This window comes from Cupriavidus campinensis (assembly GCF_905397395.1).
Lineage (GTDB): Bacteria > Pseudomonadota > Gammaproteobacteria > Burkholderiales > Burkholderiaceae > Cupriavidus > Cupriavidus campinensis.
The window spans coordinates 70,176-93,682 of sequence record NZ_CAJPVH010000008.1; the positions used below are offsets into that span (position 1 = coordinate 70,176).

Genomic DNA, 23,507 nt, shown 5'->3' on the forward strand with positions numbered 1-23,507 from the left:
TAAGGGTAAATGAAATGAAAAAAGGTCTGTGTGAACAAGCTAAAGCCGTGCTGGCGGGCCTGGCTGGAATGCGGCATCGGGTGTCCCTCAGTCAGGTATGGGCCGTTCTGGTACTGAGCACGTATGCGGGGCTTGCTGCAGCACAATCCGCGGCGCCGTGGGAAGGCGGTCTTTGTGGCGTCGCGAACTGGTTCAAGGGTCCGACCATGGTCGCGATTGGCAGCATTGCGTTCGCCGCAGCTGCAGGTGGCTTTGTCTTCGGCGAGGAGCTGACCGGCATCATGAAGAAAGTGGTGAACATTGTCGCCGCCGTCTGTCTGGCCGTCGGTGGCGGTGCTTTCATCGGCTGGGTCGCGGTCAAGGCGGGCGCCACTGCATCGAGTTGCCCCGTTTAAGCGAGGCTTAGCTATGAGCGCTGGTCATCGCGGAGAACTGACGAAAGTTGCCATCCACGCTTCAGGTACGCGCATCCTGCAGTTCATGGGCGGCGATCGCATGCTTGTCCTGGGAGGGGCGACATTCGCCCTATATCTCGCCTTCGTAATGAGCCTGCGGTATGGGGTCTGGTACGGCATACCGGCTAGTGTCGCAGTCTGGGTGCTATGGATTGCGTTGATGCGCAAGCTCGGCAAATTTGACCCGCAGGTTCGTGAAGTCTACATGCGGCATCGCAAGTATCGAGCTTTTTACCCGGCGAGAGGTCGATTCGACGCACCGTCGCCAAGCTATAACGATTTCAGGTGAGGTAGCAACCTATGAGCGGCTTTTGGGCAGTCGTTCTGCTCGCAATCCTTGGGGTGGTCATTTATGCCTGCGCCCGTGGTCGAGTCGGAATGCAGAAGGAGTACCGAGACGAAGCGCAGGGCCTCGCGGACCTACTTCGATATGCTCGTCCCATTGAGCCAGGCATTGTCCTTGGCAAAGGCGGCGAGCTGATCGCGGGGTATTTCTACCGGGGGACGGACACTGAGTCCGCGAGCAACAGCGAACTTGAGGCCATTGCGGCGCTCCTCAACGACGCATTGCGTCGCTTCGGCTCTGGGTGGATGGTACATATCGACGCCAGTCGATCGTCTGCAGTGGGGTATCCAGAAGATCAGGTCTTTCCTTCCGCCGCCGCCAAACTGATGGATCTGGAGCGAGAACGTCAGCATCGCGCAGAAGGCGCGCACTTCGAGAGCGTCTATGCCATGACTTTCACGTACCTTCCTCCCTTGCTCCTGGAAAGCAGGGCGACGGCAATGATGTACGAACGGAGCACAGACCTCAGCCTGGAGCAGGTAACGATTCAGGATCGCTTGCTTACGCGCTTTAAGGACAATTTGAGCGAGCTTGAGGCACAGCTTTCCACCGTCTTCGAAGGCATCTCGCGGATGACAGACCAGACAGTGACGAGTGCCTTTGATGGCCGTTCCGTTGTGGTCGATCATCTTGCAGGATACATCCACTACTGCGTCACAGGGATCAGTCAACACATCGTAAAGCCGCCTGTGGGCGTGACTTACGACACCGTGATCGGAAGCCAGGACTTCGTGGGAGGAAATCTCCCGCGCGTCGGGCAGAAGCATGTGCGCTGCGTATCCATCGAAGGCTTCCCGGCACAGAGTTTTCCGGGAATTCTCGGCGCACTGAACAGTCTGCCTGTCGCCTATCGATGGAACACTCGGTTCATCTTCATGGATCCCGAGGAAGGCAAGGGGGTGCTAAACCGCCTTCGCAAGAAATGGCGCCAGAAAATCCGAGGGTTCAAAGACCAGGTCGCGGACTCGCGCACCGGTCCTGTCGACGTCGATGCGGCCGCGATGGAGGTGGACGCAGTTGTGGCAATGGGCGAGGCTGGATCAGGACTTGTCCGCTATGGCCACTATACAAGCGTGATCGTTCTTATGGGCGAAGACACCGCGCGCCTAAAGCAAGCCGTCGAAGACTGCGCGACTCTCATTCGCAATCTCGGCTTCACCGCGCGCATTGAGGACTTGAATGCCGTCGAAGCGTTTCTTGGAACATTCCCCGGGCATGGTTATGAAAACGTGCGCCGGCCGATTCTGCATTCACTCAACCTCGCGCATCTGATACCGACGACTGCGACATGGCCCGGCCTCGCCACGAACCCTTGCTCATTCTTTCCGCCGGATAGTCCCCCGTTGCTGATGGGCAAGACCTCTGGCAACGCGCCGTTCCGGTTCAACCTCCACGTGGACGATGTTGGGCATACCTTGATGCTGGGACCGACCGGGGCGGGGAAGTCGACGCACTTGGAGCTGATCGAGGCAGCGTTTATGCGCTACCCTAATGCTAAGGTCCGCAAGTTTGAGAAGGGCTATTCGTCGTTCATCCTGTGCAACGCGGTGGGTGGGACCTATTACGACATCGGCGGAGAGCATGACCAGAGCGGAGGCTTCTGCCCGCTGGGCGCCGTAGACCGTCCCTCTGAACGAGCGTGGGCGACGGACTACATTGAAACGCTGCTGAAGTTTCAGGGTATTCAAGTGAAGTCTGGGCACACGAACGATATTCGCGAGGGCCTAATTCTCCTGGGGGCCGCCGATGCGGATCGGCGCTCCATGACGGACTTTCTTCAGAAGATCAAGAACAATGAAATCCGTGAGGCACTAAAGCCGTACACTCTGGCGGGCGATAATCCGATTCTGGATGCGCAGACGGACAATGTAAAGCTTAGTCCGTTTACGGTCTTTGAAATGGAGCATTTGATGTCCATGGGCGACAAGCGCGCTGTGCCCGTGCTCCTTTACTTGTTCCGTTGCGTCGAAAGGGGCTTGGACGGCTCGCCTACTCTCTTGGTGCTCGATGAGGCGTGGCTGATGCTCAACCACCCGCTGTTTCAGGAGAAGATTAGGGAGTGGTTGAAAGTCTTGCGGAAGGCCAACTGCGCCGTACTGTTCGCTACGCAGTCCGTTTCTGACGTTGGAAAAAGTCAAATTCGCGACGTACTGTTCGAAAGCTGCCCGACCAAGATTCTTCTTGCGAATCCCGAGGTTCGCGACAATGAAGATTCGGCGAATCAGTACCGTGCGATCGGGCTCAACGAGAGGCAGATCGACATCATCGGTCGTATGGCAAAAAAGCTCGACTACTACTACATGTCACCATTGGGTCGTCGGAAGTACCAGCTTGGCCTGGGTCCGGTGAACCTTGCCTTTACCGGCGCATCCGGAAAGGAAGACATTGCGATGGCTCGATCGTTGATCGAGCGGCACGGGGAACGATGGACCGTCGAATGGCTGCGCCATTGCCGCGCGACCAAAAAATGGGCTGATCCTGTGCTCGAAGACTGGGCCAAGTACCACGAAAGTCAGTTGGAGCCGGTACGACAGGCAGCGTGATATCGCGATATCTTTAGTGAAAGCAGTGTGATATAATAAAGTCACGATGCAAACCAACTGAAGAAGGAGGATGTCATGGCGATGTTTCTCTTGCTACTACTGGTGGCCGGGCCTTTGCTCGGCTTCATTGGGTACATGGTAGGTGCTTCGATCGCGTTCCCTCTTGTGCTTTTGGGGCACACGATCAAGGCGGCATTGCGGCGAAAGCGGGGTGGTGATCGTCCCGCCGTCGCCGGTGCCACATAACAGGGTCGATTTACTCATGCACAACGTTCGCTTTCTACTTTCGTCCATCGTCCTGGCTTGGTCAGTCGGCGCCTCTGCGCAGGTTGGGCAACCGAAGCTCACTGTGACCGATATGCAAGTCTTCTGCCAAGGCTTGGATCCGTTTGTCACGCTGACATTTCCGGTCAATGCCCAAGATCAGGCGCGGCCGGGAATCTTGTATGTAGGCATGCACGATCCCTCGATGTCCCAAGCTGCGTTCTTGACGACTAGTTCTTGGGTTGGCTACTCGGGAGGTCTGTTTCCTGCCTACTCGGTTGCATCGGCACAACTGGGCCGCCCGCGCTTGACGTTAGCGTTGCCTCAGAATCTGGCGGGTGGGGGATGGAAGCTCTACGTCGGCTATGGCGCCCTCTCTGTGCAGTCCGAGTCGCGAGTGCAGCAGGCAGCGGACGCTATCGCGGCTGCGAAGGCTATCAGCCCGAAGCCCGTGATCGGCGCTGTCGACCCGGATCACTACCGACGAACTCTCGTACAGACCGACATGACGCAGGCAGGGAAGTTTGCGTACGTCGAAACGGGTGTCGAAAACAATCCTTTTGTCTGCCGACCCGAGACGGGCGGAGGAGGCTAAGAAAAATGAACAACAAACTCAAGGGAGTCGCTGCAGCGTTATATTTCACGCTCGCAGGACAAGCGCATGCGGGAGCGATTGCTGGGGCGACGGAGCCGACGCAGATTCTCAACAACGTGACCCTGATCGCATCGTATGCCGAGCAGGCGCAGCAGACGATCACGCAAATCAATCAGTACCAGGCCATGTTGCGCAACCTGATGAACTCCACGCCGAGTGAACTCCTCGGTCAAGTGGCAGGAGCGTTGTGGAGCGACAGCAACATGACTCAAACCTTCAAGGATCTGCAAACGATCGTGATGGCGGGGCAGAAGGTGAGCTATACCCTGTCCAACGCCGAGACGATGTTCAAGCAACTGCATCCCGGCTACGGCTCTGCGTTCGATTTCAAGAACGGCTATAAGAGCTGGTCACAGAATACCTTGGGAGCAGTTCAAAACGCCATGTCCGTGATGGGTGCCCATGTGCAGAACTTCGCCACCGAGGAATCAATGGTGAAGGAACTCTCTCGCCGTTCGCAGTCAGCGGTTGGTCAACTGCAGGCCCTCCAGGCCGGCAACGATATCGGCGTTGCAATGGTTGGCCAGATGCAATCATTGCGGCAGATGCAGATGGCCCAGCTACAGCAACAATCTGCCTACATTGCTTCGCAGCAAGACCGGACCGACGTGGGCGACACCGCTGTGCAAAACGAGTTCGGAAAGATTCGTTCTGGCCGGGTAAAGAACCTTCCTCCGCAATAACCACCGGTCTCCACGTGGCATAGGCTCAATCACACAGCGCGCGGAAAGCGATGCGGACATCCTCATACTTCATTGGCCTTGCCTTTGCTGGCCACACAAAGACCCGGCGCCTACTGCGTTTCGGGATGATTCTGGCAATCGTCCTAGTGCTCTATGGATGGTTTGTGAGCGCGCACGCCCAATCGGCCGACTTCAATGTCCTGAATGGCGTTCAGGCGAAGTTCGAACCCTTGAAGGTGACTTGGGGAAGAATCATTAAGACCTACGCGGAGCGCCTATTCTGGGCGCTTGTCGCGGTCGACTTTGGCTGGACCACTGTCACATACGTCATTGACAAGAACGACGTCACAGACATGCTTGGCAGCTTGGCTAAGAAGATGATGACGATAAGCTTCTTCTTCACGCTGCTGAAGATGTCGGATACGTGGATCCCCATGATCTTGGACTCGTTCAGTCAGATCGGGAAGGAAGCAGGGGGGGTCTCCGGCCAAAGCATGACTCCAGACGGGATTGCGGCGGTAGGCTTCTCCACCGCACTAGGCATGTTCGAAGCGTTGAACGGGAAAGGGATGACGGAAAAGATCGCGCTGGTCCTTCCGATCACCGGGCTTGCGATCTTGTGCTTTCTTGCGTTTCTCTTTGTTGCTGCTCAATTGCTCGTTACGCTGATTGAGTCCTACATCGCTATTGGCGGCGGCATCATCATGCTGGGCTTTGGCGGTTCGCGCTGGACAACCGATATGGCGTCCAAGTACATGCAGTATGCAGTTGCCACCGGCGTCAAGCTCATGGTGATTTATCTCGTCGTGGGTGCTGGGCAGAGCCTCTTCGACCAGGCGGCGATGATTGACGCGGACAACATTACCCAGAGTTGTTTGCAGGCAGCCGGCGCGGGTCTCGTCTATGCCTACTTGGCGTTTCAGATTCCGGCCATAGCGAGTGCCATGATGTCTGGCTCGCCGTCCATGACGGCTGGTGGAATGATGGGCGCCGCCATCAGCGCGGGCGCGGCCCTAGCCGGTGCGGGCGCTGCAGCGATGGCTGGTGGCGCAGGTGCAGCAGCGGGGGTGTCGGGCGCGGCAGCTGGAGCGAGTGGCTTGTCGAAGGCGCTCGGCGCGGGCCTCAACTCAGGGTTGGACATGGGAAAGTCCGGAGGCGATCTTGCTGCCCACGCGATGGGCGAGGTGGGGAAGCACGGTATGGGGTTGGCCAGAGGCGCTGTCGGTGATGCCGTGAACAGTGCTCGCACCTCCTTCGCCGACCGCGTCGACAGCACGGCGGGCGGCAAAATCGCTTCGAGCATTGAAGCAACACGTGGAGGTAGTGTCTCCGGTGTGCCTGCGCCTCCGCCAATCACTCCAGCGGCAGGGGGAGCTGGAGCTTCGGGCGGACCGTCAGCAGCAGCCGGAGGCGACGGACAAGCGCGCGGTTCCGCACTGGACGGGGGCGGAGGTGGCGGGCAAGCGTCGTCGCCTGGCGATGCCGCCGAATCGTCGCAAGCGGGAAGCGCCGACGGGACGTCTGCTGCCGCTGCACCAACGTCGGCCGGCACTTCCGCCAGCGCATCCGGGTCCAGCGGCGGTCCCTCGGCTCCTACGAGCGGCGCTCCGTCGGGTAGCTCTGCAGGAGGCTCCGTTGGGGCAGGAGGAATTAGTGGTTCCACTCCGGCAGCACCCCCGGCCGCAGGCGGGAGTGATAGCGGTGCAGCCACGGCAACCGATTCCCCTTCGACTGTAGCTACCGGCAGTTCGAGTTCACCTACTTCGGCAGCCGCATCAACAAGCGCAGCGGTGCCAGGAGGTGACGGACAAACGGCGTCCGTTAGCGGTGATGCTCCGAGCAGCCCGCAAACCGGTGGGAATGCGGATCGTGATCCGTTGCATCGACGAATTCAGGAGCTTCAGGGATATGTTCCGCAGGATGCTGCTCACGCGGCGAGTATCAACATCGATCTGAAGCATTCGGCTGACTGATTAAATAAAATCGGAGTGATGGTTCGTGCTGAAACGAAAGAAGGCCGATGCAAAGGCGGCGGCAAGAGAAGAAACGAAGGACCGGGCGAGCAGCCCTTTTATGAACGGCGATGCTTCGAAAGATGATCGCTACATGAATCTGGCTGCCGCAGCGCATAACTGGCGCGTTGCGTTCAGGATCGTCTGCGCGCTCCTTGCGATTTCGATGGGTTTCAATGGTTACTACATGCTTTCCAGCAAATATGTGCCCTACATTGTCGAGGTGGACAAGATCGGGCACGTGGTTTCGGTCGGTCCAGCCAATCGGGCAACGCCGATCGACAAGAAGCGTGTCGAACGTGAGCAGATCACGCAGTGGGTCGAGAACGCTCGATTGATTGTCGGCGACCAGGCGGCACAGAAGCGCTTCATTTCGTGGGTCTATGCGCGTGTTCAGGAAGGATCGAAGGCCAAGAGGGCACTCGACAGGTTCCAGGCAGAGCGCAAGCCATTCGAGGTGGCTTCATCCTATACCGTGGCGCCCACCACGAACGTTGCGCTCGCGGTGTCGGACAACACCTACCAGGTTGAATGGACGGAAATCTTCTACGCGCCGAACGGAAACAAACTGCGTGAAGAGCATTGGAAGGGCGTCTTCAGCTTTGCGATCGAGCCACTTAGCACCGATGAAGGCATCCGCGCCAACGGTGTGGGGTTCTTCGTCACTGATTTCACGTGGTCCAAGGTTTCGGGCTAAGCCCCTTCAGACATCGGGAGTAAGTTGGAATGAAAAAACTGGTATTGCTGGCCGCCGGCATTGCATTGTGTGCGAATGCATTTGCGGCGGGAGGGAAGCGCTTTCTTACGCTTGAAGACGCTGCTGTGTCGCAGGCCAAGAAGTGGCAACAGACGGGAACTGCCAAGCCGATCATTTCCGACGATGGGCGCGTGATGTATCCGTTCGGGCAATATCTTCCGAAGCTCACCTGCACTTTGATGCGTGTCTGCGACATTCAGTTGCAGCCGGGGGAGATTGTCACGGGCAAGCCACTGGCAGGAGACACCGTGCGCTGGAAGATGAGCAAGCAGGTGTCTGGCTCGGGCGACCAGGCCGTGACGCATATCGTTGTCAAGCCGACCGACACAAACATTGCCACCAACCTTTTGATTACCACGGATCGGCGGTCATACCAGGTGGAGCTTGTGTCGAGCGCTTCGGAAAAGGACTACGTCAACATGATTGGCTTCTACTACCCGGAGGACATTGCTGCAGAGTGGGACGAATCGGCACGCTTGAAGGATAAAGCGCAGCGCGCCCGAGACAAGCTCGTCGCAGCAGAGATGCCGGCTGGTTCAATCGAGAAATTGGACTTCGCTTACTCGATTGACGGAGACTCGCAATTTAAGCCTCTGCGAGTCTACAACAACGGCCAGAAGGTGTATATCCAGATGCCCGAAAGCGTGACGGCAGCCGAGGCGCCTGTACTGATGCGTGTGGGCACGGACGGGAAGCTCGAAATCCTGAACTGGCGAGCCAAGACACCGACGCTCTACGAAATCGACGGACTGTTCGAGAAGGCAATCCTCCTGGTTGGAACGGATGGCGATGAACGCAAGGTCTCGATCGATTGGACCAAGCACAAGCGTAGCTTTTTCTCGTGGGGCAGCGAGGGGAATTAAAATGGCTGAAGCTTTTGAATCACCCGATGTGGTGGAGATGAAAGGCACCCTGACTGGGGTCACTCGATTGTCAAGAAAGGTGAAGCTCGCGATCGTTTTGGGAATCTTTGCGATTGCCATGTTCATCGTCGTGTCGATCCTGAGCATGGATGATGGCGCGCCTCAGCCCAAGTCGGACACGGAAGCGCAGGATACGCAGAAGCAGGAAAAGCGTGCGGCAGAGCCGGCCAAGCCCGATTTCAGCGGTGTAGGGGATGGGCAAGCAGCGTTGTCACCTTCAGGACCGAACGACGTGCGGCTGGAGCCAACGTTCGCTGTCGGCGTAGCCTCAGTTGCAGCAGCCTCGGCTCCAGAAGCGAAAGGCAACGGTTTGCTCATAGGCGGAGCATCGCAAGCGACGGTGCCGGCGGCGCAGGGTGTAAAGCTGGACCAGCAGCAACCGATGGGGGGCGGGGAGTCGAAATATCAGACTTCAGAAGAGACTGCGGCGGCACGAGCGAAGGCAGCGCTCGAAGAATCTCGCAAAAAGGCGGTAGAAGGGGGCATCGAGATGGAGGGCGGTGGCGACCTGGGCCGCCTTGCAGCTGCTGGGACGGCGCCTGGCCTGGCCGGTGGTGCCGTCAACTCTCAGCTCGCTGCTCTTGCTGCGGCGGCACAGGCGGTCCAAGGCTCCGCGCAGGGCCCAGCCGCAAGCCCGATTGTTCCGACAGCATACGGCGGGCAGCAGCAGGACGATCCGAACAAGCAGCCGCGTAAAGAGCAATTCCTTCGTACGGCGGAGAATGCCAGTAAGGCTTACCTCAATGAGCGCGTCCAAGCAGCAGTCTCCCCCTTTGAGATCAAGGCCGGGTGGGTCATACCTGCGGCTCTGGAGTGTGGTGTGAACTCGGACTTACCTGGCCAGACTTGCGCGCGGGTTACTGAGAACGTGTTCGATAGTGCCACCGGCCGGCACTTGCTTATACCTCAGGCAACGAAGCTGATCGGCACCTACGACAGCCAAATTGCATACGGACAGAAGCGCATCTTGGCGGTTTGGAATCGTATGATCTTCCCTGACGGGAGCAGCATCAGCCTTAACGGGATGCCCGGCGCAGACAAGGGAGGATATGCTGGCTTTGACGCCGATGTAGACAACCACTACGGTAAGGTATTCAGTGGCGCTCTGCTTTTGGCTGCGTTCTCCGCCGGGATTTCATTAACCCAGAAGCAGTCGGTGAATGTGAACGGGACGCTGACACCCTCTCAGGTCGTCACGCAGGAAGTGGGCAGGCAGCTTGGCCAAACTGGCAATGCTTTCATCCAGAAGGGGATGAACATTCAGCCGACGCTTAGCCGCGATCCGGGCTATAAGTTCAACGTAGTAGTGACGCGAGACATCGTCTTCCCATCAGGCTACGCCGCGAAGGGCTCCCGTTAATGTAACAAAATGAAATGAGGCCGCCCCAAGATAAAGGGGCGGTTTTCGCATTTCCAACGTCAGAAGTTGCGCTGGGGCAACTTGGCGCAAATCATGTAGGACTTTCGCGCCTTGCCGGTGCAATCCAAATACGATATGTTTATAGGGGTTGCATTCATTCTGATACATTAAACCGATAGGTAACACCCTAGATGACCGCTAAAAAAAGCGCGCCGGCAACAAAGACGAAAGCTACTGGCTCAAAGGCACAGCAGGCTGTCGCGCCGAAGCGGGGTAGCTCGCCGGCATCAAAAAGTCCGGCGCGCGCACTTCCGAAAAAGGCGGCAGCTGTTCCTGCGAGGAAGGGCGCCGTCGCGAAGGTGCCTGCCAAAACTCCACAGGTCACGAAGGCGGCGCCGAAGCCGGGCAAATCCGCGGAGGTAAATGCGCCAGAACCTACCAAGCCGTCGTTGTCGGCGACAGCCGTAGAGGCGCGGCCGCGCAACGAACACGGGCGAAGAATCGGTCGACCTAAGACCAGGCTGGAGGAATTGCGCGCTGTGCCCACGCGCTGCCCCTCACAAATCTATACGTACCTGAAGGGCATCACACCTTTTCTCTACAACTCGCTCACGGCGATGTTCGAGGACATGCTGCGCCGGTTCCTGGCCGAACGGCCTTGGGAGCACGGACTGCATTGGCGCAAGCCAAAAACTGCGATGTCCTACGCTGGCGGCCAGGCCGGTAAGACGGGCTGGGAGCAAGTCAATATCCAGCTGCCTCAGGATTTGGCTGAGCTTGTTGGCGAAACCGCAACAGTTTGCGGCGTTTCGCGGGCCTGTCTCTGCTACACGGCCATTTTTTGGTGGGTACAGTTCATTTATCCGCCCGCCAAAATGCTGGGCTCTAAAAGTGATCGATAAACGACGTTTGGTGCCAAATTCGTGTAATTGAGCTGCACGCAAGGCGCTTGCCGCCTTTTGCATCACCTCTTCATACGTCAGAAGCGCCTCGTGCGCTTCAGCGGCGGTCACAATTCAGCTATAAATAAATCAAGTTTCGTTGCCAAATGGCTGATATGTGGATATCATTCTAGCAAGCTATCCAGGGGTTCCAATGAATGAGGCAAAAGAGCAGAAGCATCCTGTGTTGATTAGGCTGCCGCTCCCGATTGTCGACTGGCTGTTCTCAGAGTCGATCCAGATGACGGAAAAGCAACGCGTCCAGATTTCTGTGCCGGCTTTGATCGTCACGCTGCTTTTGGACCAAGGCGATGTTGCTGGGGAGGATTTTTCCGAGCGTGCCGCCCTTCCAGGAGAGAAGAAATCCGTCCTTGTGCGGGTTCCTGTTTCGCTGCACGAGTCCCTGTTTTCGGAGTCGGTGGAGGTGGCCAAGCAGCGGCGTGTGCGAACTTCCGTGCCATCGCTGGTTGTAGAGAAACTCACGCGCCTCTATCTGCAGGGGCATACGCAGGACCAACCCGGGGCCGTCGGCTGACGACTCGCGACGAAATTCACAGACAGGACGGATCAGCATGCCGAAGATCGTAACGGTGACGAATCAGAAAGGCGGGGTCGGGAAGACCACCGTGACGTGTCATCTCGCGTTTGCCGCTCAGGAAGCAGGGAAGCGGGTGCTGGTCGTGGACTTCTGTGGGCAGGGCAATGCGTCGCAGTTTTTGACGCAGGATCTGCGCATTAACAAGCAGCGCGGTGGGGCGGAGACGCTCTTTTCGTCGAACGAACTCAAGTTCTCTGATACGCCGTGGGATAATCTCAAGGTTTTGCACGGCCACCTGTACCTGGAGGAGTTGGACAAGAAGGAAGACGAGCTATTGAAGCTCGCGATTAAGCTGCGTCCCGCAATTCGCTCGCTGCCTTTCGACTATGTGATCTTCGATACGCCGCCGGCACTCGGGCCGCGAATCGCAGGGCCGCTGTTCTGGTCAGACACTGCCATTCTGACAGTACAGCCGAAGCTGTCTTCCATCACCGGCCTGGACGATACGTTCGACACCATCAAGGGCGTCAAGCGTATTAACCACGGACTGTCGATTCGCATGGTGGTCAACTTATTTACGAAGTCGTCTAAGACCCAACGCCGTTTTCGAGAAGACCTTCAAAAGAAGTTCGGCAACGCGATAATTGAGGAATTCCCTTTGCGAACGCCGGTGTCCGATGCTCTTGAGAACTTCAAGCCGGTGTGGCAACACGCCCGCGACAAAAAGCTAGGGCAGCACTGGAAAATGTTCTCAAAGCGCGTGCTGGACTTGGGCGTCTAAAGGGATCTACACATGAGCACCACTCTTGATTTTCTGAACAGTATCGAGGCACCCACCGCGCAGATCGTGAATCTGAGCATCGATCTGATCGAGCCGGATCCCGAGCAGCCGCGGACTCAATTCCAGCCGGTGGACGGGCAGATCGACCCTGAGGTCATGCAGGAATTGTCGGAACTCGCCGACGACATCTATGAAAACAGCCTGTTACAACCGATCACTGTCCGCGAGGTGGACGGCCGGTACCGCATTGTTATGGGCGAGCGCCGCTGGCGCGCCGTCAAGCTCAATCGAGACAATGGGCGTCCGAATTCGGAAGAGATCGCCACCATTATTCGGCAGGACTTGGCGCAAGAGCGCCTGCGTCTGTCGCAGCTGGCGGAGAATATTCAACGCTCCAACCTCACGGATCTGGAAACGGCGGTCTTTCTGAAAACCACTATCGAGCAGTATCCGGAGCTTCAGAAGCAGGACCTGGCTAAAGTGGTCAAGAAAAGCCCGCAATATGTATCGCGCCTGCTCGCCCTTCTGGAGCCCGAGTGGGAGCACGTAGTGAGCACCGGCATCATTACGTATGCGTCGCTCCTGGAGCAATTTCGGCCTCTTCCCAAGGAAGCACAGGATCAGCTGGTAGCACGCGCGAAAGCAGAGGGACGTTCGCTAACGTCGGGCGATATCCGTGCGGCAAAGGCGAGCGCGGCCAACGATAGCGCAAGCAAGTCTTCCGCACCTAAAGCCGAGGTCGCGGCGCCAGCAACGCCGCGCAGGCCTGTCGACATCGACCCTGCGCTGGCTGCAGCAGTACAAGCCTTCGTAGAGGAACAAGCACCGCAGAACGAGTCCTATACTCCCAGCTCAAAGGCGAAGGATGTTCCGAAGCCTGGGCCGCAGATTGTGGATACGGGCGGGGATGCGGTTATTCCGAGCGGCACAACTGTGCTTGGCGCGGTAGCGCACGAGAAACGTGAAGCGAAGTTGACTGTGGCGCAGTTGGAAACACTGCTCAAGCGCAAAGCATTGCCCAATAAGTCGCACGTCGTTTCCCTGATGTTGCCAGTCGAGGACATGAAGAAGGCGATCATGGCAATGGGCGGCACCCTGCCTCAAGACGATAGTTCGCTTCCGACGATTCTCGCGGAAGCCATCAACCGCGCGTAGTGAGGAAGGGCCGGTTCAGCCGGCCTTTCCTCTTTATGCGATGCAAAAACCCGTTCTAATTTAAAAAAAACAAGGCAAGTCTTGATGCTAGGGTGTTTGGCGTGGAAGTAGACTTCGGACAAAACGCAGCAAGCGGCGCTCGCGCAAAATGGACGTCCGATCGCGTGGTCAATGCTCATATGGCCGTATTCGGCGATACGGGCATGGGAAAGACGCACACGCTGCGGAAGATCGTATCCGCAATGCAAGAGACTGGGCATCCACGGCTGCGTTTCCATGTCTTTGATGCCCACGGCGACGTATCCATCCCTGGCGAGTCGGCCGTCGCGTTCCACGAATCCGCTGATTTCGGTTTCAATCCTCTCGAACTGAACGCCGACCCAGAATTTGGCGGTGTGCGAAAGCGTATCCAGTCGTTGATTGGGGCGATCAAACGTACGTCCGTTCGGCTAGGGCCGCGTCAGGAGAGGGCACTGACAAAGCTGCTCACCGGGCTATACAAGCGTGAAGGCTTCATCGCTGACAACCCCGGGACGTGGCAAGCAGGAGGGGATCGCCGATATCCTACGTTGCCGGATGCAATCGAGTTTGGGAAGGAACGACTCAAGGCTTACCACGTTGGTGCGAATCAACGCGCCATACGAGCGCTTGAAGAGGTGAACAGATGCGCACGGGCCATGCGTGCGAAGAAGGCGACGCTGCAGAACGTCGACGATGATGGGGCGGCGCGGTTAGAGCGTGAGCTAGAGGCCGCGCGAGTCCGTGCGATCGACGCCTACAAGGATGCCGTCTGTGCAATCGAGACCGGAGAAGAGTTTGATGAAGCCCTCGACCTGGAGGGGCAGAAGGAGACGCTGGAAAGCGTAGTCGACCGCCTTGAGAATCTTTACCAGATCGGCATCTATCGCAGCACGCCTCCGCCGCTCGATCCTCGCTCCAGAGTCTGGCGCTACATCATCAAGTCGCTTAGCAAGGACGAGAAGAAGTTATTCACGCTGACCAGGTTGGAAACGATCTTCACGCGTGCCGTTCAGCGTGGGGAGCAGAGCGAGGTCCTGGATTGCATCGTGATTGACGAGGCTCATCTGTACCAAGACAAGGAAGAGGACTATATCGTCAACCGGATGGCACGAGAGGCGCGGAAGTTTGGGGTCTCAATGCTCTTCGCCTCCCAAAGCCCTACAGACTTCGCCGACGTGCTGCTGGCCAGCTTGGGAACCAAAGTGATTCTCGGGCTGGATCCGAACTTCTGGCCTCAGGCCGTTCGTAAGCTCGGTTTGACTGAATCGCAGTTGAAGTCAATTGTGCCTCAGCGCCGGATCCTGCTGCAGATGAAGGGGATCGGCCAGCTCGGCAGTGCGGCGAGCCTTGTGATCTTGTGATTATGAAATGTCACAAATTGACACACTTTCGCCCCACTTGCGTGGGGAGAAAATCACCTGTTCGACGCCGTTAATCCAATCTGCGCAATTGCGCCCGTAGTTCGGCAACGTCGGCTGCACTTCTAACGTCGGAAGTGAGTCGCCCAAGTAAAGAGCAGTGCCGCAAAAGTAAAGAGTTCTAGCTATTTACTTACTGAATTTTTCGCGTATCATGTGACCCATCGTGCGGGTGACATGTGGATAAGCCAGTTCTGCCAATTGGGAGGTGTGTGTTGATTGAAGCATTATCGGTGGTGATGGGGGTCGGTGTCTTTCCAGAAGAGCGTAGCTTTGTGCCTTCTAATCGCGCCGTCGTTGCGCCAGAAGTCCTGGCCCGTGTGTTCGCGGATACACCACTTCCCTTCAAAACGAACTCCGACGGCTCGGTCGATATGTCCGTCTATGCAGAATGGCTGGAAAGCACGTGGGCGCAGGGGATGGAAGAGTTTGAAGCCGGCTCGACGCCGGCGAAGCCGAAACAACGTTCACGCTCAACGGCGTAGCGCCTGGTATATAGTCCGTCCTCTTCTTTGTTGCAAACGCTAGACCATGAACGAGCAGGACTTTCAGAACCTAGTCCGCGATACGAATCTCTCCCAGAATAGCCGCGAAGCTGCGCGCCTGGTGTTCGTCGAAGGCTGGTCGCAAACCGATGCGGGGGCCGAGCTAGGGCTTTCAAAGCAGCGCATGACGCAGATCGTGAAAGTCCTACGTACTGCCGAGCAGAAGCAGAAGGATGAGGCCGACCTTGCGGCGCTTCGTCACGGCGCTCCGATTCCGAGCAGTACAGGACACGTTGCTGCCTTGGAAGCGAGCTACGCGGTTGCTGTAAAGGCGGCACGGGAGGCGTATGGCGACGAGGCGTATATCCAAACGCCGAAGGTGGACGGGAAGTCCATGGGTGACGTAATTGCGCGCACCGATTTCCACTTGGTCCAGTCTGTCGGTCGTGGCGCCGTCGTGGTACACGAGCTGGCAAAGCTGGACCGCGTTCCAGCGATCGGCAAAAGTGTAGCGATCGAGTATCGCGATGGGCGTGGAACGGTATTGGATCAGCAGCGCGAACTCGGCCGGGGCGGCAGAGGTTAGAGGGGACAGTGCGGCACATGCCGCATTGTTCCAACCACGTAATGAGATATTAAAAGCATAATATGCGAGGTGCTCATTAAGCGATAACTTCGCCGTTTGTCGAAGTGATTGATACTGGAGAATGACGATGGATGCGAAGCAGGAATTTTTTGATGCCCTCTATGCTGGTGAAGTCCAACTCGCTGCCAACGTTTGGCGAGAGAACAATCTGGACCCCAATAGCACGAACTCAGTCACAGGCGTTGGTGGGAATCCCGCGTTGGGCTTCGTTCTGCATTGGCAGGATCATGCCTTTGCACGCGAGCTAATCTCGCGGGGCGCCGACGTGAATGCCCGGGGCGAGAACGGTGAGACTCCTATCTGGGGCGCGGCAGACAGCGAAGGCGTGGAACTGCTTGTCGCGGCTGGTGCTGAGGTCAATGCACGCGTCACGCGCGGCGGTGAATTGTACTCGCGAGGGGCGACACCCCTGCACAAGGCCGTGCGGCTGTCGAATGCGGATCTGGTGGCTGCTCTGATCAAGGCAGGCGCCAATGTTCGAGCGGTCGACGCTGATGGCGTGACACCTCTGCACTACGCGTCCACCCCTCAAATCGTGAACATCCTCGTGCAGGGCGGCGCCGACTTGGACGCGAGGGACAAGTTCGAGACGACGCCGCGGGAGCACCTGGCGCGCACGATGCCGGGATTCGAGCCCGATCCGGTGGTTCCCGCAAGCGTCAAGCACGCCGCAGACGCTGAGCAGCACCAAGATACCGCGTCGGCAGCTATGCAGGTATCGATCTCCGAACCTTCTGTAGTCCAAACAGGGAAGGGGGAATACCTCTTTGTGGCTGGCGCTGGCGGAGGCAGGTTTGCCTTTATCTCTAAAGAGCATGCCGATCAGAACGTCGAGTTCCCGGATGCCGATTCGCTGAGCGCTTATCTGCTGGATCATGAGGAAGACCCGGACGTGCGCGCGATCGTATATTCCACGCTGACCAACGCACGTGGTCAAACGGCAATGCAGACCGCGCTCAATGGAGGGGAGCATGGCGCTGGCGGCCAAGCTGAAGGCATGGAAATGGAAAATTCAATCTCGCGCGTGGTCCGAGAGGTCAGTGTTGAGAAGGAAGCGGACGCGAAGAACCGTAGTGTCGTAGCCGCTCCGCCGGAGCAAGAAAACGCCATCCAGCTCGCCCCTGGCGCGCGAGTGCCAACGCCCGCTGGGACCGGCGAGAACACCATTCAATCTGCCGGTGGCGTTGCGGCAGCATCCACGCTCGCTTCTGGCACGCCCGCTGAGCAGAAGCCACAGCCGCCAAAGACCGGGCCGGCGACACTGCTGAACGGTCGCTTCGTGCGCCGAGACAACGGCGAGTATTTCCGCATTGCGGACGGTGAAGAGAGCAAGCGTGTGGCGCTTGTCGATGAAGTCGAAAAGATCCGCTTCGTGGACAAGCAGATGGACGCCTTTCAGGCGGCAATCGAGTTGGCCAAGCATAAGGAATGGGAGGCCATTCTCGTCACCGGTACGGAGAAATTCCGCAGCGAGGCGTGGTATCACGCGAAGCTGGCTGGTCTCGAAGTGGTGGGCTATGAGCCAACTGAAAAGGACTTGGAGACGCTACGCACAGCGCAAGCGCGCGGCGACAATACCGCATCTGCTTCTCAACAGTCAGCCGACGCGGCAAGCGCACGCCTCGTTGCGGCGTCTCGCGACGTTGCAACTGAGTTCGCATTGAAACACGGTGCTGGCGTGCAAGCGCCGAACGTTGAGAACGGGCGCTACGTCGGCAAGATCGTTCACGAAACGGATCACCACGTCGTTCAGGATGTGGGCAAGCGAGTGAACGTTGTCCACGACAAAGCTCGGCTAGACGCTCGCCAGCTTGCGAAGGCTCGCGAGCGTCGCGAGCACGTAGGCGTCCAATACTCAAACGGACGCGCGGCCCTCGATTTGAATGAGGGCAAGTCCAAGTCTCAAGGTCTTAGCCGCTAAGACAGGCTGCCCGCGATATGCGGGCAGCGCTCCTTCTATCGTATGCCTAGCAGAACACAATGACCGCCGAAAAGTTTCCAACGTCAGAAGTCGCCCGCGAACCGATCCGGAAGGGGCGGCGCTACATCTTCGTTCCGTATGCTGAGAAGGACCAGGCGAGTAAGTTAGGCGCGGCCTTCGATTGGAAGAAGGAGCTTTGGTATGTACCGCACGGCGTCGCTGATGCGCCATTCTCGCGCTGGTTCGAACCCCCGGCCTCACTGAGCGATCGCGACCTTAGCGATCAATTCGCGAGGGCATGTGAAGCTGCGGGACTGGTCTTGGACGGGCCGCCAGTGATGGACGGCTCATGGCAAAACACGAAGGTAAGTACCAGCAGGAAGGCAACTGCGAAGAAGGGAGCCTATCGCGCAATCCTGAATGGGAAAGCGACTAACGGATACATCGTCAACTTTGACACAGGGTCACAGGAGCCGTGGTTTCCTGAAGGCATTGTCCTCACGGATGCCGATCGGGACAAGCAACGTACGGCGATGGAACAGAATCGAGCACAACGCGAAAGCGATACTGCTGCGGAGCAGGTATCTACGGCGGAGCGTTCTGCGAAGCGTTGGAAGAGCCTGCCAGAAGCCCGGGACGACCATCCGTACCTGGCCAAGAAACAGGTGAGCGCACATGGTCTCCGCCAAGACGGAGACCGATTGATCACTGCGTTGCGCGATGAGCTGGGGCGCATATGGAGCCTCCAGTCTATTGACCCCAAGGGCAGCAAGCTGTACGAAAAGAACGGGAAGAAGACCGGGAATTTCCACGTACTCGGCGATCTGACCCAAGGCAAGACCGTTCTATTCGGCGAGGGCTATGCCACCTGTGCGTCGCTGCACGAGGCGACAGGACTTCCAGTGGTCGAAGTCTTTGATGGCGGCAACATAGGCCCTGTTGTCGCCAAACTCGCCCCCATGCTGCCCGGACGGACCATACTTATCTGCGGCGACGATGACGTTTTGACCCCCGATCGCGTCCTCAGCACCATCAACAAAGTCGCCAACACCGACTTTTCAAGGCCCAAGCTCCAACTCAACGGCGGCATCAAGGGGGATGAGATCTGCATTGATGGAACCCCCAGGAGCCTCTCGGCCAACCCCCGTTGCACCCTTCGACTGAGCTACGAACGGAGCCCCGAAGGGGTTCAGCGAATCGTAGGGGAGTTTGCAAATTCCGAAACAGGCAAACAAGTCGCAGTGAAGATCCTGAACACAGGAAGAGAAAAGGCTCTTGCTGCGGCTGCCGCACACGGAGCCCTTACGGCATTTCCCACCTTTCAATCCCTTGATGGATCGCCGACTGATTTCAACGATCTGCATGCCAGAGAGGGGATCGCCTTAGTGCGCCGGCAGGTTGGCCTAGCCATGATGGGGAAATCCGCTCAGCCGGATCAACGAACTCCAGAAGAGGTGGCTCGCGCTACGATCGGCGCTAATGCAACCCTCGAACCCGCGAGGGATAATCGTCAGTACGTCGGGACTGTGGTGGGAAACACGCCATCTCATGCTGTGCAGAGCGTTGGAAAGCTATCAGCCGTTGCACACGATCTCGCGCGCCTGGATCGTGTCCCTGCGGTCGGCCATTCGACCAAAATCGCTTACGCAGAGGGAAAAGGGCGGGTGGAGGGGCAGCAGTCGCTTCAGAATGGTCGAATTCGGTAGCACTCCGTTTTGCGAAATCCTTGAATAGCTGTACCATTGTGATACGTTTATATTATGGTACGGGAGGGCTGTCGCATGCGAACAGGGCAGCGAAACAAGTCGGTCCACTTCAGTGCTTCGGTGCTGTTGATCTTCTTCGTGCTTGCCATTCTTTCGTCCTGGATGGCTACGCAATACTTTGCCCATGCGGTCGGCTATCAGGATGGACTCGGCGAGTATGCTTGGCAATTCGGCCGCACGCGCATTTACCAGCCGTTTGCCTGGTTCGATTGGGCAGGACGATGGATCAACGCGACGGGCCAGCTTGCTACGCACGTCACGGTCATGCTGCTTGTGCTCTGCGGTGGCGTGCTGGCGAGCGTGTTGTTCGGTTTCTGGTTGTACTACCGGCGCAGTTTGAAGACCGAGACACCTGAGGATTTGCATGGCTCAGCACACTGGGCTACTGTCCGAGACGTCGAAAAGATGGGACTGCTTTCGTACGAACGACGCGAGGGACCCGCCTGGAAGCGTCGTCGCATCAAGCGGCTCGCCAGTGGCCCATACGTGGGCGCGCTTGACACGCCGAAGGGCCGGAAGGTCCTTCGTTACAGCGATCCAGCGCACTTGCTGTGCTTCGCCCCTTCGCGAAGCGGTAAGGGGGTTGGACCCGTACTGACGACGCTGCTGTCGTACCCCCACAGCACCGCAACAAACGACATCAAAGGCGAGAACTTCGAACTCTCCAGCGGATTCAGGCATTCCGCGGGATCCCTGGTCATTCGCTTTGATCCAACCTCCGTCGATCAGAAGAGTATTGATGGTAAGTCTCGCTACAACGTAGCGTCATATTGGAACGTCCTGGACGAGATTCGCGCCCACAGCGAATACGACGTGATGGACGCACAGAACATCTCTCAGGCAATCGCAGACCCTGACGGTGAAGGAATGGATGATCACTGGGTGAGCACTTCGTACGAGTTGCTTGTCGGTGTCATTCTTCACGTCAAGTACTTCGAACGGGACAAGTCCCTCAGTGGCGTCTCAACCTACCTTGCGGATCCGAGCTTCACGCATCCCGAACAAATGTTCTTGCGGATGCTAAATGCGGAGCACGATCCTGATGGAGTCATGGGGTGGCTCGACTCCGAAGGCAAGCCGACCAAGACACATCCGCAGGTGGCCATTGCCGCTCGCGCGATGCTGAACAAGGAAGAAAAGGAGCGGAACAGTGTCCTCTCCACCGCAAAGACGAAGCTCAGCCTCTACACGGAGCCAATCGTCGCTCGCAATACATCGCGATCCGACTTCCGCGTCCATGACCTGATGAATCATCAGAAGCCTGTCAGCCTCTATATTGTCGTGCCGCCGTCCGACAAGGCCCGGCTGCGCCCGCTCATCCGTCTCTTCATAACGTTCCTGATCTTGCGGCTGACGGCCAACATGTCATTTGAAGACGGTCGGAGCGTTAAAGACTACCGCCATCGGCTGTTGCTACTCGTGGACGAATTGGCATCTCTGAAGAAGTTGGAGCAGCTTCAGGACGCGCTTAGCTACATGGCCGGCTATGGCATTACCGCCTTCCTATTTGTACAGGACCGCATTCAACTGCGTGAAGCCTATGGTGACAATGAAACAGTCACAGCAGGCTGCCAGCTGCGTCTTGCATATGCTCCCAACACCCTCGAAACCGCCGAAGAGATTTCGAAGATGACGGGCGTGACAACGGTGAAGCGCCAGAACGTCTCTTATAGCGGCACACGACTCGGCGCAATGCTGGGTCAGATGAACATTTCGGAGGAGCTGGTAGAGCGCCCCCTGCTAACAGCCGATGAAGCAAGCCGCCTTCCACGCGACGAGATGCTGGTCTTCAATACTGGGCACAATCCGATTCGCGCGAAGAAGCTGAAGTATTTCGAGATGCCAGAGTTCCAACGGCGGGCGGAGATCCCGAGTCCTAGCCGTGTCCATATGACCTTCAGGGAAGGCCAAGCCATCCGAACAAAGTGGTTCATGGTTCTTTGCCAACGGGTTAAGGGATCGAAGAATCTCTCGCTGACCATCAACACCTACGCAGATTTCCCCGCCTGCCGATTGGTCCTGAAGCAGGAGCATCTGCTGCGCGAAGAGGTACTTGAGTTTGACTATGGGCTTGTTGACCCCAAGGGGAACCAAGTGACGAGTGAACTGACGTTGGATCATCTGTCGCTCACCGCTGTGCCTCTGGGCGATGCCGGCGACTTCAATCCGTCCGAAGCCTTTGAACTTCACTTTATTGTGAGCGACCCGTCGGAGTACCGTAGCTTCTCCCAAGCAGGCTTCTATCGGGATATGTCGGTACACGAGCGAGAAGTTCGACGTGCCATCCGCAGCGTGTTCCACAAATTTGAAGAAAAGGAAGGCAAGCCAACTGAACCGACGATTGAGCGCGCTTCTGCAGATGGTCGCTACGCAGGCAAGGTGCTCCTCGTGACGGACCACTATGTGGCCTTGCACCTGGCAGATGACCGTGAGCAAGTCTCGCTCCACCGCATCGAGAAGCTCTCGGCAGTGCCGAAGGTGGGCGACGGCGTGACGATCAAGTACACAGGCAAGCGAGGCGATCTGTGCTGAGTTATGTCCGCGTCCGCGCGCTGCCATCACATGCGCCGGTCTCGATGAGCCGTGCCGCCGCCCTCCATCTTTTCCAGCTCGTCCAACGCTACAACTGGTGCTTGTCTGGTGCTGACTATCGTGCGCGCTGGAGCGGCTTCTGGCCACGCGTCGCTTCTGTCGAACGCCTGCTCCTCGTGCTGTGCATTCGTGCGAATTGCGCCGGTGTATTCGGCAGCCGCATTGCCATGGTGGAAAGTCCAGTGGATTTTGAAGTGCATGATGGCGGCAATGAGCCGTTGCCGCTCACAGCAGAGGTCGCAGTGGAGTTCCGAGCGTTGCTTGAATTGCATTACGGGCGTCTTGGTAGCCCAGACGATCTCTACGCGTGGCTGTCTAGAGAGTGCCCCAAGGAGTTTGATCTGGTCCTTTCTATCAGCGCACAGCAGCGAGTTTTCGGCCATGCACGTTGGTTCGATGTGGACTTGGTCAAGGCAAAGTGCCGCCAATCTCTTCAACGCTATGGCTGGGATTACAACGTCGCCACGGCAATCGCCATCACGCTTGCCCGAAGCATGGTCGCATTCCAGCGTTTGCAGGAGAGGCAATTGTGAGGCGGCTGATCCTCGCTACGTGCCTGAGTTTCTTCGCTGCATCCGTGCATGCGCAGGCCGATCTGAACGCATTGCTTGCGGCCTGTGCGCCTACAGTTCATCCGACTACGATGGGGGCCATCGTCAAGACCGAGTCGAACGGGCGGATGTTCGTTCTCTCGGATGATGGGCCGCGGAGTCTCCCTTTCTCTGAGCGCAAGGCAATGCTCCGAACGATCCACGCGGGAACGGCGGCGGAGGCCGCCACCATCGCAAAGGATCTGATTAGCAAAGGACATCTAGTCGGGTTGGGCCTGACACAGGTTAGCAGTCAGAACCTGGCGAGATTGGGACTGACGGTTGAACAGGTACTCGATCCCTGCACGAACCTGCAGGCGGGTAGCAAGATCCTAGCGGCTTTCTACGTAAATGCGGCGGGCAAATATAGGGACGAACAGGCCGCACTCCGGGCCGCTATATCCGCCTACAACACAGGGAACTTCGAGCGGGGTTTTTCCAACGGCTATGTTCGCACCGTGCTGAATAACACGACTGCCGGCGTCCCGGCGCTAGTGGCCGGTCCAGTCCGCAGCACTCCCGCGCCACCAGCAGGGCGAAGTGCCATGGCAGCGAGGCCGTTCGATCCACGACATGCGGAGTTAGAGGTTGAATTTCAGTAAGAGCGCACGACACAGCACGCCTTCCATTTTGCTCCTAGCGCTACGTCGAATTG

Annotated in this window: 22 protein-coding genes; all 22 read left to right on the forward strand. The window is 57.7% G+C overall.

Annotated elements, in window-relative coordinates:
• The first annotated feature begins 14 nt into the window (after positions 1–14).
• A complete protein-coding gene (locus KHO18_RS07475; protein ID WP_144200159.1) occupies positions 15–395 on the forward strand; it encodes a TrbC/VirB2 family protein in 381 nt (126 codons plus the stop codon).
• 13 nt (positions 396–408) lie between these two features.
• A complete protein-coding gene (gene trbD / locus KHO18_RS07480; protein WP_144200158.1) occupies positions 409–744 on the forward strand; it encodes a conjugal transfer protein TrbD in 336 nt (111 codons plus the stop codon).
• An 89-nt stretch (positions 745–833) separates the two neighbouring features.
• The gene (locus tag KHO18_RS07485) at positions 834–3,344 is read left to right on the forward strand and encodes a VirB4 family type IV secretion/conjugal transfer ATPase (protein ID WP_244844609.1); all 2,511 of its coding nucleotides are present in this window, start codon (positions 834–836) and stop codon (positions 3,342–3,344) included.
• A 75-nt stretch (positions 3,345–3,419) separates the two neighbouring features.
• Positions 3,420–3,590, forward strand: a complete 171-nt coding sequence (locus KHO18_RS07490; protein WP_186296916.1) for a hypothetical protein — start codon at positions 3,420–3,422, stop codon at positions 3,588–3,590.
• Between the two features lie 16 nt (positions 3,591–3,606).
• Positions 3,607–4,203, forward strand: coding sequence for a hypothetical protein (locus tag KHO18_RS07495; RefSeq protein ID WP_186296915.1), 597 nt, complete (start codon positions 3,607–3,609; stop codon positions 4,201–4,203).
• 5 nt (positions 4,204–4,208) lie between these two features.
• Positions 4,209–4,946, forward strand: coding sequence for a P-type conjugative transfer protein TrbJ (gene trbJ / locus KHO18_RS07500; RefSeq protein ID WP_186296914.1), 738 nt, complete (start codon positions 4,209–4,211; stop codon positions 4,944–4,946).
• A 125-nt stretch (positions 4,947–5,071) separates the two neighbouring features.
• Complete coding sequence (trbL, locus tag KHO18_RS07505) at positions 5,072–6,919, forward strand: P-type conjugative transfer protein TrbL (protein WP_186296913.1); 1,848 nt, start codon at positions 5,072–5,074, stop codon at positions 6,917–6,919.
• Between the two features lie 25 nt (positions 6,920–6,944).
• The gene (locus KHO18_RS07510) at positions 6,945–7,655 is read left to right on the forward strand and encodes a VirB8 family type IV secretion system protein (protein ID WP_144200150.1); all 711 of its coding nucleotides are present in this window, start codon (positions 6,945–6,947) and stop codon (positions 7,653–7,655) included.
• A 29-nt stretch (positions 7,656–7,684) separates the two neighbouring features.
• Complete coding sequence (gene trbG, locus KHO18_RS07515; RefSeq protein WP_144200148.1) at positions 7,685–8,578, forward strand: P-type conjugative transfer protein TrbG; 894 nt, start codon at positions 7,685–7,687, stop codon at positions 8,576–8,578.
• Position 8,579: 1 nt separating this feature from the next.
• Positions 8,580–9,998, forward strand: a complete 1,419-nt coding sequence (locus KHO18_RS07520; protein ID WP_186296912.1) for a TraB/TrbI/VirB10 family type IV secretion system protein — start codon at positions 8,580–8,582, stop codon at positions 9,996–9,998.
• Positions 9,999–10,189: 191 nt separating this feature from the next.
• Complete coding sequence (locus KHO18_RS07525) at positions 10,190–10,900, forward strand: hypothetical protein (protein WP_144200144.1); 711 nt, start codon at positions 10,190–10,192, stop codon at positions 10,898–10,900.
• Between the two features lie 193 nt (positions 10,901–11,093).
• Positions 11,094–11,474, forward strand: a complete 381-nt coding sequence (locus KHO18_RS07530; protein WP_144200142.1) for a hypothetical protein — start codon at positions 11,094–11,096, stop codon at positions 11,472–11,474.
• A gap of 37 nt (positions 11,475–11,511) precedes the next feature.
• Positions 11,512–12,258 (forward strand): ParA family protein, encoded by a 747-nt coding sequence (locus KHO18_RS07535; protein ID WP_144200140.1) that lies wholly within the window; start codon positions 11,512–11,514, stop codon positions 12,256–12,258.
• 12 nt (positions 12,259–12,270) lie between these two features.
• Positions 12,271–13,413, forward strand: coding sequence for a ParB/RepB/Spo0J family partition protein (locus KHO18_RS07540; protein ID WP_144200138.1), 1,143 nt, complete (start codon positions 12,271–12,273; stop codon positions 13,411–13,413).
• Between the two features lie 101 nt (positions 13,414–13,514).
• Positions 13,515–14,795, forward strand: coding sequence for an ATP-binding protein (locus tag KHO18_RS07545; protein ID WP_186296911.1), 1,281 nt, complete (start codon positions 13,515–13,517; stop codon positions 14,793–14,795).
• A gap of 269 nt (positions 14,796–15,064) precedes the next feature.
• Complete coding sequence (locus KHO18_RS07550; protein WP_186296910.1) at positions 15,065–15,337, forward strand: hypothetical protein; 273 nt, start codon at positions 15,065–15,067, stop codon at positions 15,335–15,337.
• A 46-nt stretch (positions 15,338–15,383) separates the two neighbouring features.
• Complete coding sequence (locus KHO18_RS07555) at positions 15,384–15,923, forward strand: KfrB domain-containing protein (protein ID WP_144200132.1); 540 nt, start codon at positions 15,384–15,386, stop codon at positions 15,921–15,923.
• A gap of 127 nt (positions 15,924–16,050) precedes the next feature.
• Complete coding sequence (locus KHO18_RS07560; RefSeq protein WP_186296909.1) at positions 16,051–17,904, forward strand: ankyrin repeat domain-containing protein; 1,854 nt, start codon at positions 16,051–16,053, stop codon at positions 17,902–17,904.
• Between the two features lie 59 nt (positions 17,905–17,963).
• Positions 17,964–19,610 carry a KfrB domain-containing protein gene (locus KHO18_RS07565; protein WP_144200128.1) on the forward strand — a complete coding sequence of 549 codons (1,647 nt, stop codon included), beginning with the start codon at positions 17,964–17,966 and terminating at the stop codon, positions 19,608–19,610.
• Positions 19,611–19,685: 75 nt separating this feature from the next.
• Positions 19,686–22,202 carry a type IV secretory system conjugative DNA transfer family protein gene (locus tag KHO18_RS07570; RefSeq protein ID WP_186296908.1) on the forward strand — a complete coding sequence of 839 codons (2,517 nt, stop codon included), beginning with the start codon at positions 19,686–19,688 and terminating at the stop codon, positions 22,200–22,202.
• 44 nt (positions 22,203–22,246) lie between these two features.
• Positions 22,247–22,795 carry a hypothetical protein gene (locus KHO18_RS07575; RefSeq protein WP_144200124.1) on the forward strand — a complete coding sequence of 183 codons (549 nt, stop codon included), beginning with the start codon at positions 22,247–22,249 and terminating at the stop codon, positions 22,793–22,795.
• Positions 22,792–23,454: a lytic transglycosylase domain-containing protein gene (locus KHO18_RS07580; RefSeq protein ID WP_144200122.1), complete on the forward strand. Its 663-nt coding sequence runs from the start codon at positions 22,792–22,794 to the stop codon at positions 23,452–23,454. The genes KHO18_RS07575 and KHO18_RS07580 overlap by 4 nt, the downstream gene beginning before the upstream one ends.
• Positions 23,455–23,507 lie beyond the last annotated feature (53 nt).

Bases quoted from the DNA above. Each gene is read 5' to 3' on its own strand.
- KHO18_RS07570 (WP_186296908.1), top strand. From the start codon at position 19,686: ATGCGAACAGGGCAGCGAAACAAGTCGGTCCACTTCAGTGCTTCGGTG.
- KHO18_RS07485 (WP_244844609.1), top strand. From the start codon at position 834: ATGCAGAAGGAGTACCGAGACGAAGCGCAGGGCCTCGCGGACCTACTT.
- KHO18_RS07475 (WP_144200159.1), top strand. From the start codon at position 15: ATGAAAAAAGGTCTGTGTGAACAAGCTAAAGCCGTGCTGGCGGGCCTG.
- KHO18_RS07535 (WP_144200140.1), top strand. From the start codon at position 11,512: ATGCCGAAGATCGTAACGGTGACGAATCAGAAAGGCGGGGTCGGGAAG.
- KHO18_RS07530 (WP_144200142.1), top strand. From the start codon at position 11,094: ATGAATGAGGCAAAAGAGCAGAAGCATCCTGTGTTGATTAGGCTGCCG.
- KHO18_RS07540 (WP_144200138.1), top strand. From the start codon at position 12,271: ATGAGCACCACTCTTGATTTTCTGAACAGTATCGAGGCACCCACCGCG.
- KHO18_RS07520 (WP_186296912.1), top strand. From the start codon at position 8,580: ATGGCTGAAGCTTTTGAATCACCCGATGTGGTGGAGATGAAAGGCACC.
- KHO18_RS07560 (WP_186296909.1), top strand. From the start codon at position 16,051: ATGGATGCGAAGCAGGAATTTTTTGATGCCCTCTATGCTGGTGAAGTC.
- KHO18_RS07490 (WP_186296916.1), top strand. From the start codon at position 3,420: ATGGCGATGTTTCTCTTGCTACTACTGGTGGCCGGGCCTTTGCTCGGC.
- KHO18_RS07555 (WP_144200132.1), top strand. From the start codon at position 15,384: ATGAACGAGCAGGACTTTCAGAACCTAGTCCGCGATACGAATCTCTCC.
- KHO18_RS07575 (WP_144200124.1), top strand. From the start codon at position 22,247: ATGAGCCGTGCCGCCGCCCTCCATCTTTTCCAGCTCGTCCAACGCTAC.
- trbD (WP_144200158.1), top strand. From the start codon at position 409: ATGAGCGCTGGTCATCGCGGAGAACTGACGAAAGTTGCCATCCACGCT.
- KHO18_RS07495 (WP_186296915.1), top strand. From the start codon at position 3,607: ATGCACAACGTTCGCTTTCTACTTTCGTCCATCGTCCTGGCTTGGTCA.
- KHO18_RS07525 (WP_144200144.1), top strand. From the start codon at position 10,190: ATGACCGCTAAAAAAAGCGCGCCGGCAACAAAGACGAAAGCTACTGGC.
- trbL (WP_186296913.1), top strand. From the start codon at position 5,072: ATGATTCTGGCAATCGTCCTAGTGCTCTATGGATGGTTTGTGAGCGCG.
- trbJ (WP_186296914.1), top strand. From the start codon at position 4,209: ATGAACAACAAACTCAAGGGAGTCGCTGCAGCGTTATATTTCACGCTC.
- KHO18_RS07565 (WP_144200128.1), top strand. From the start codon at position 17,964: ATGACCGCCGAAAAGTTTCCAACGTCAGAAGTCGCCCGCGAACCGATC.
- trbG (WP_144200148.1), top strand. From the start codon at position 7,685: ATGAAAAAACTGGTATTGCTGGCCGCCGGCATTGCATTGTGTGCGAAT.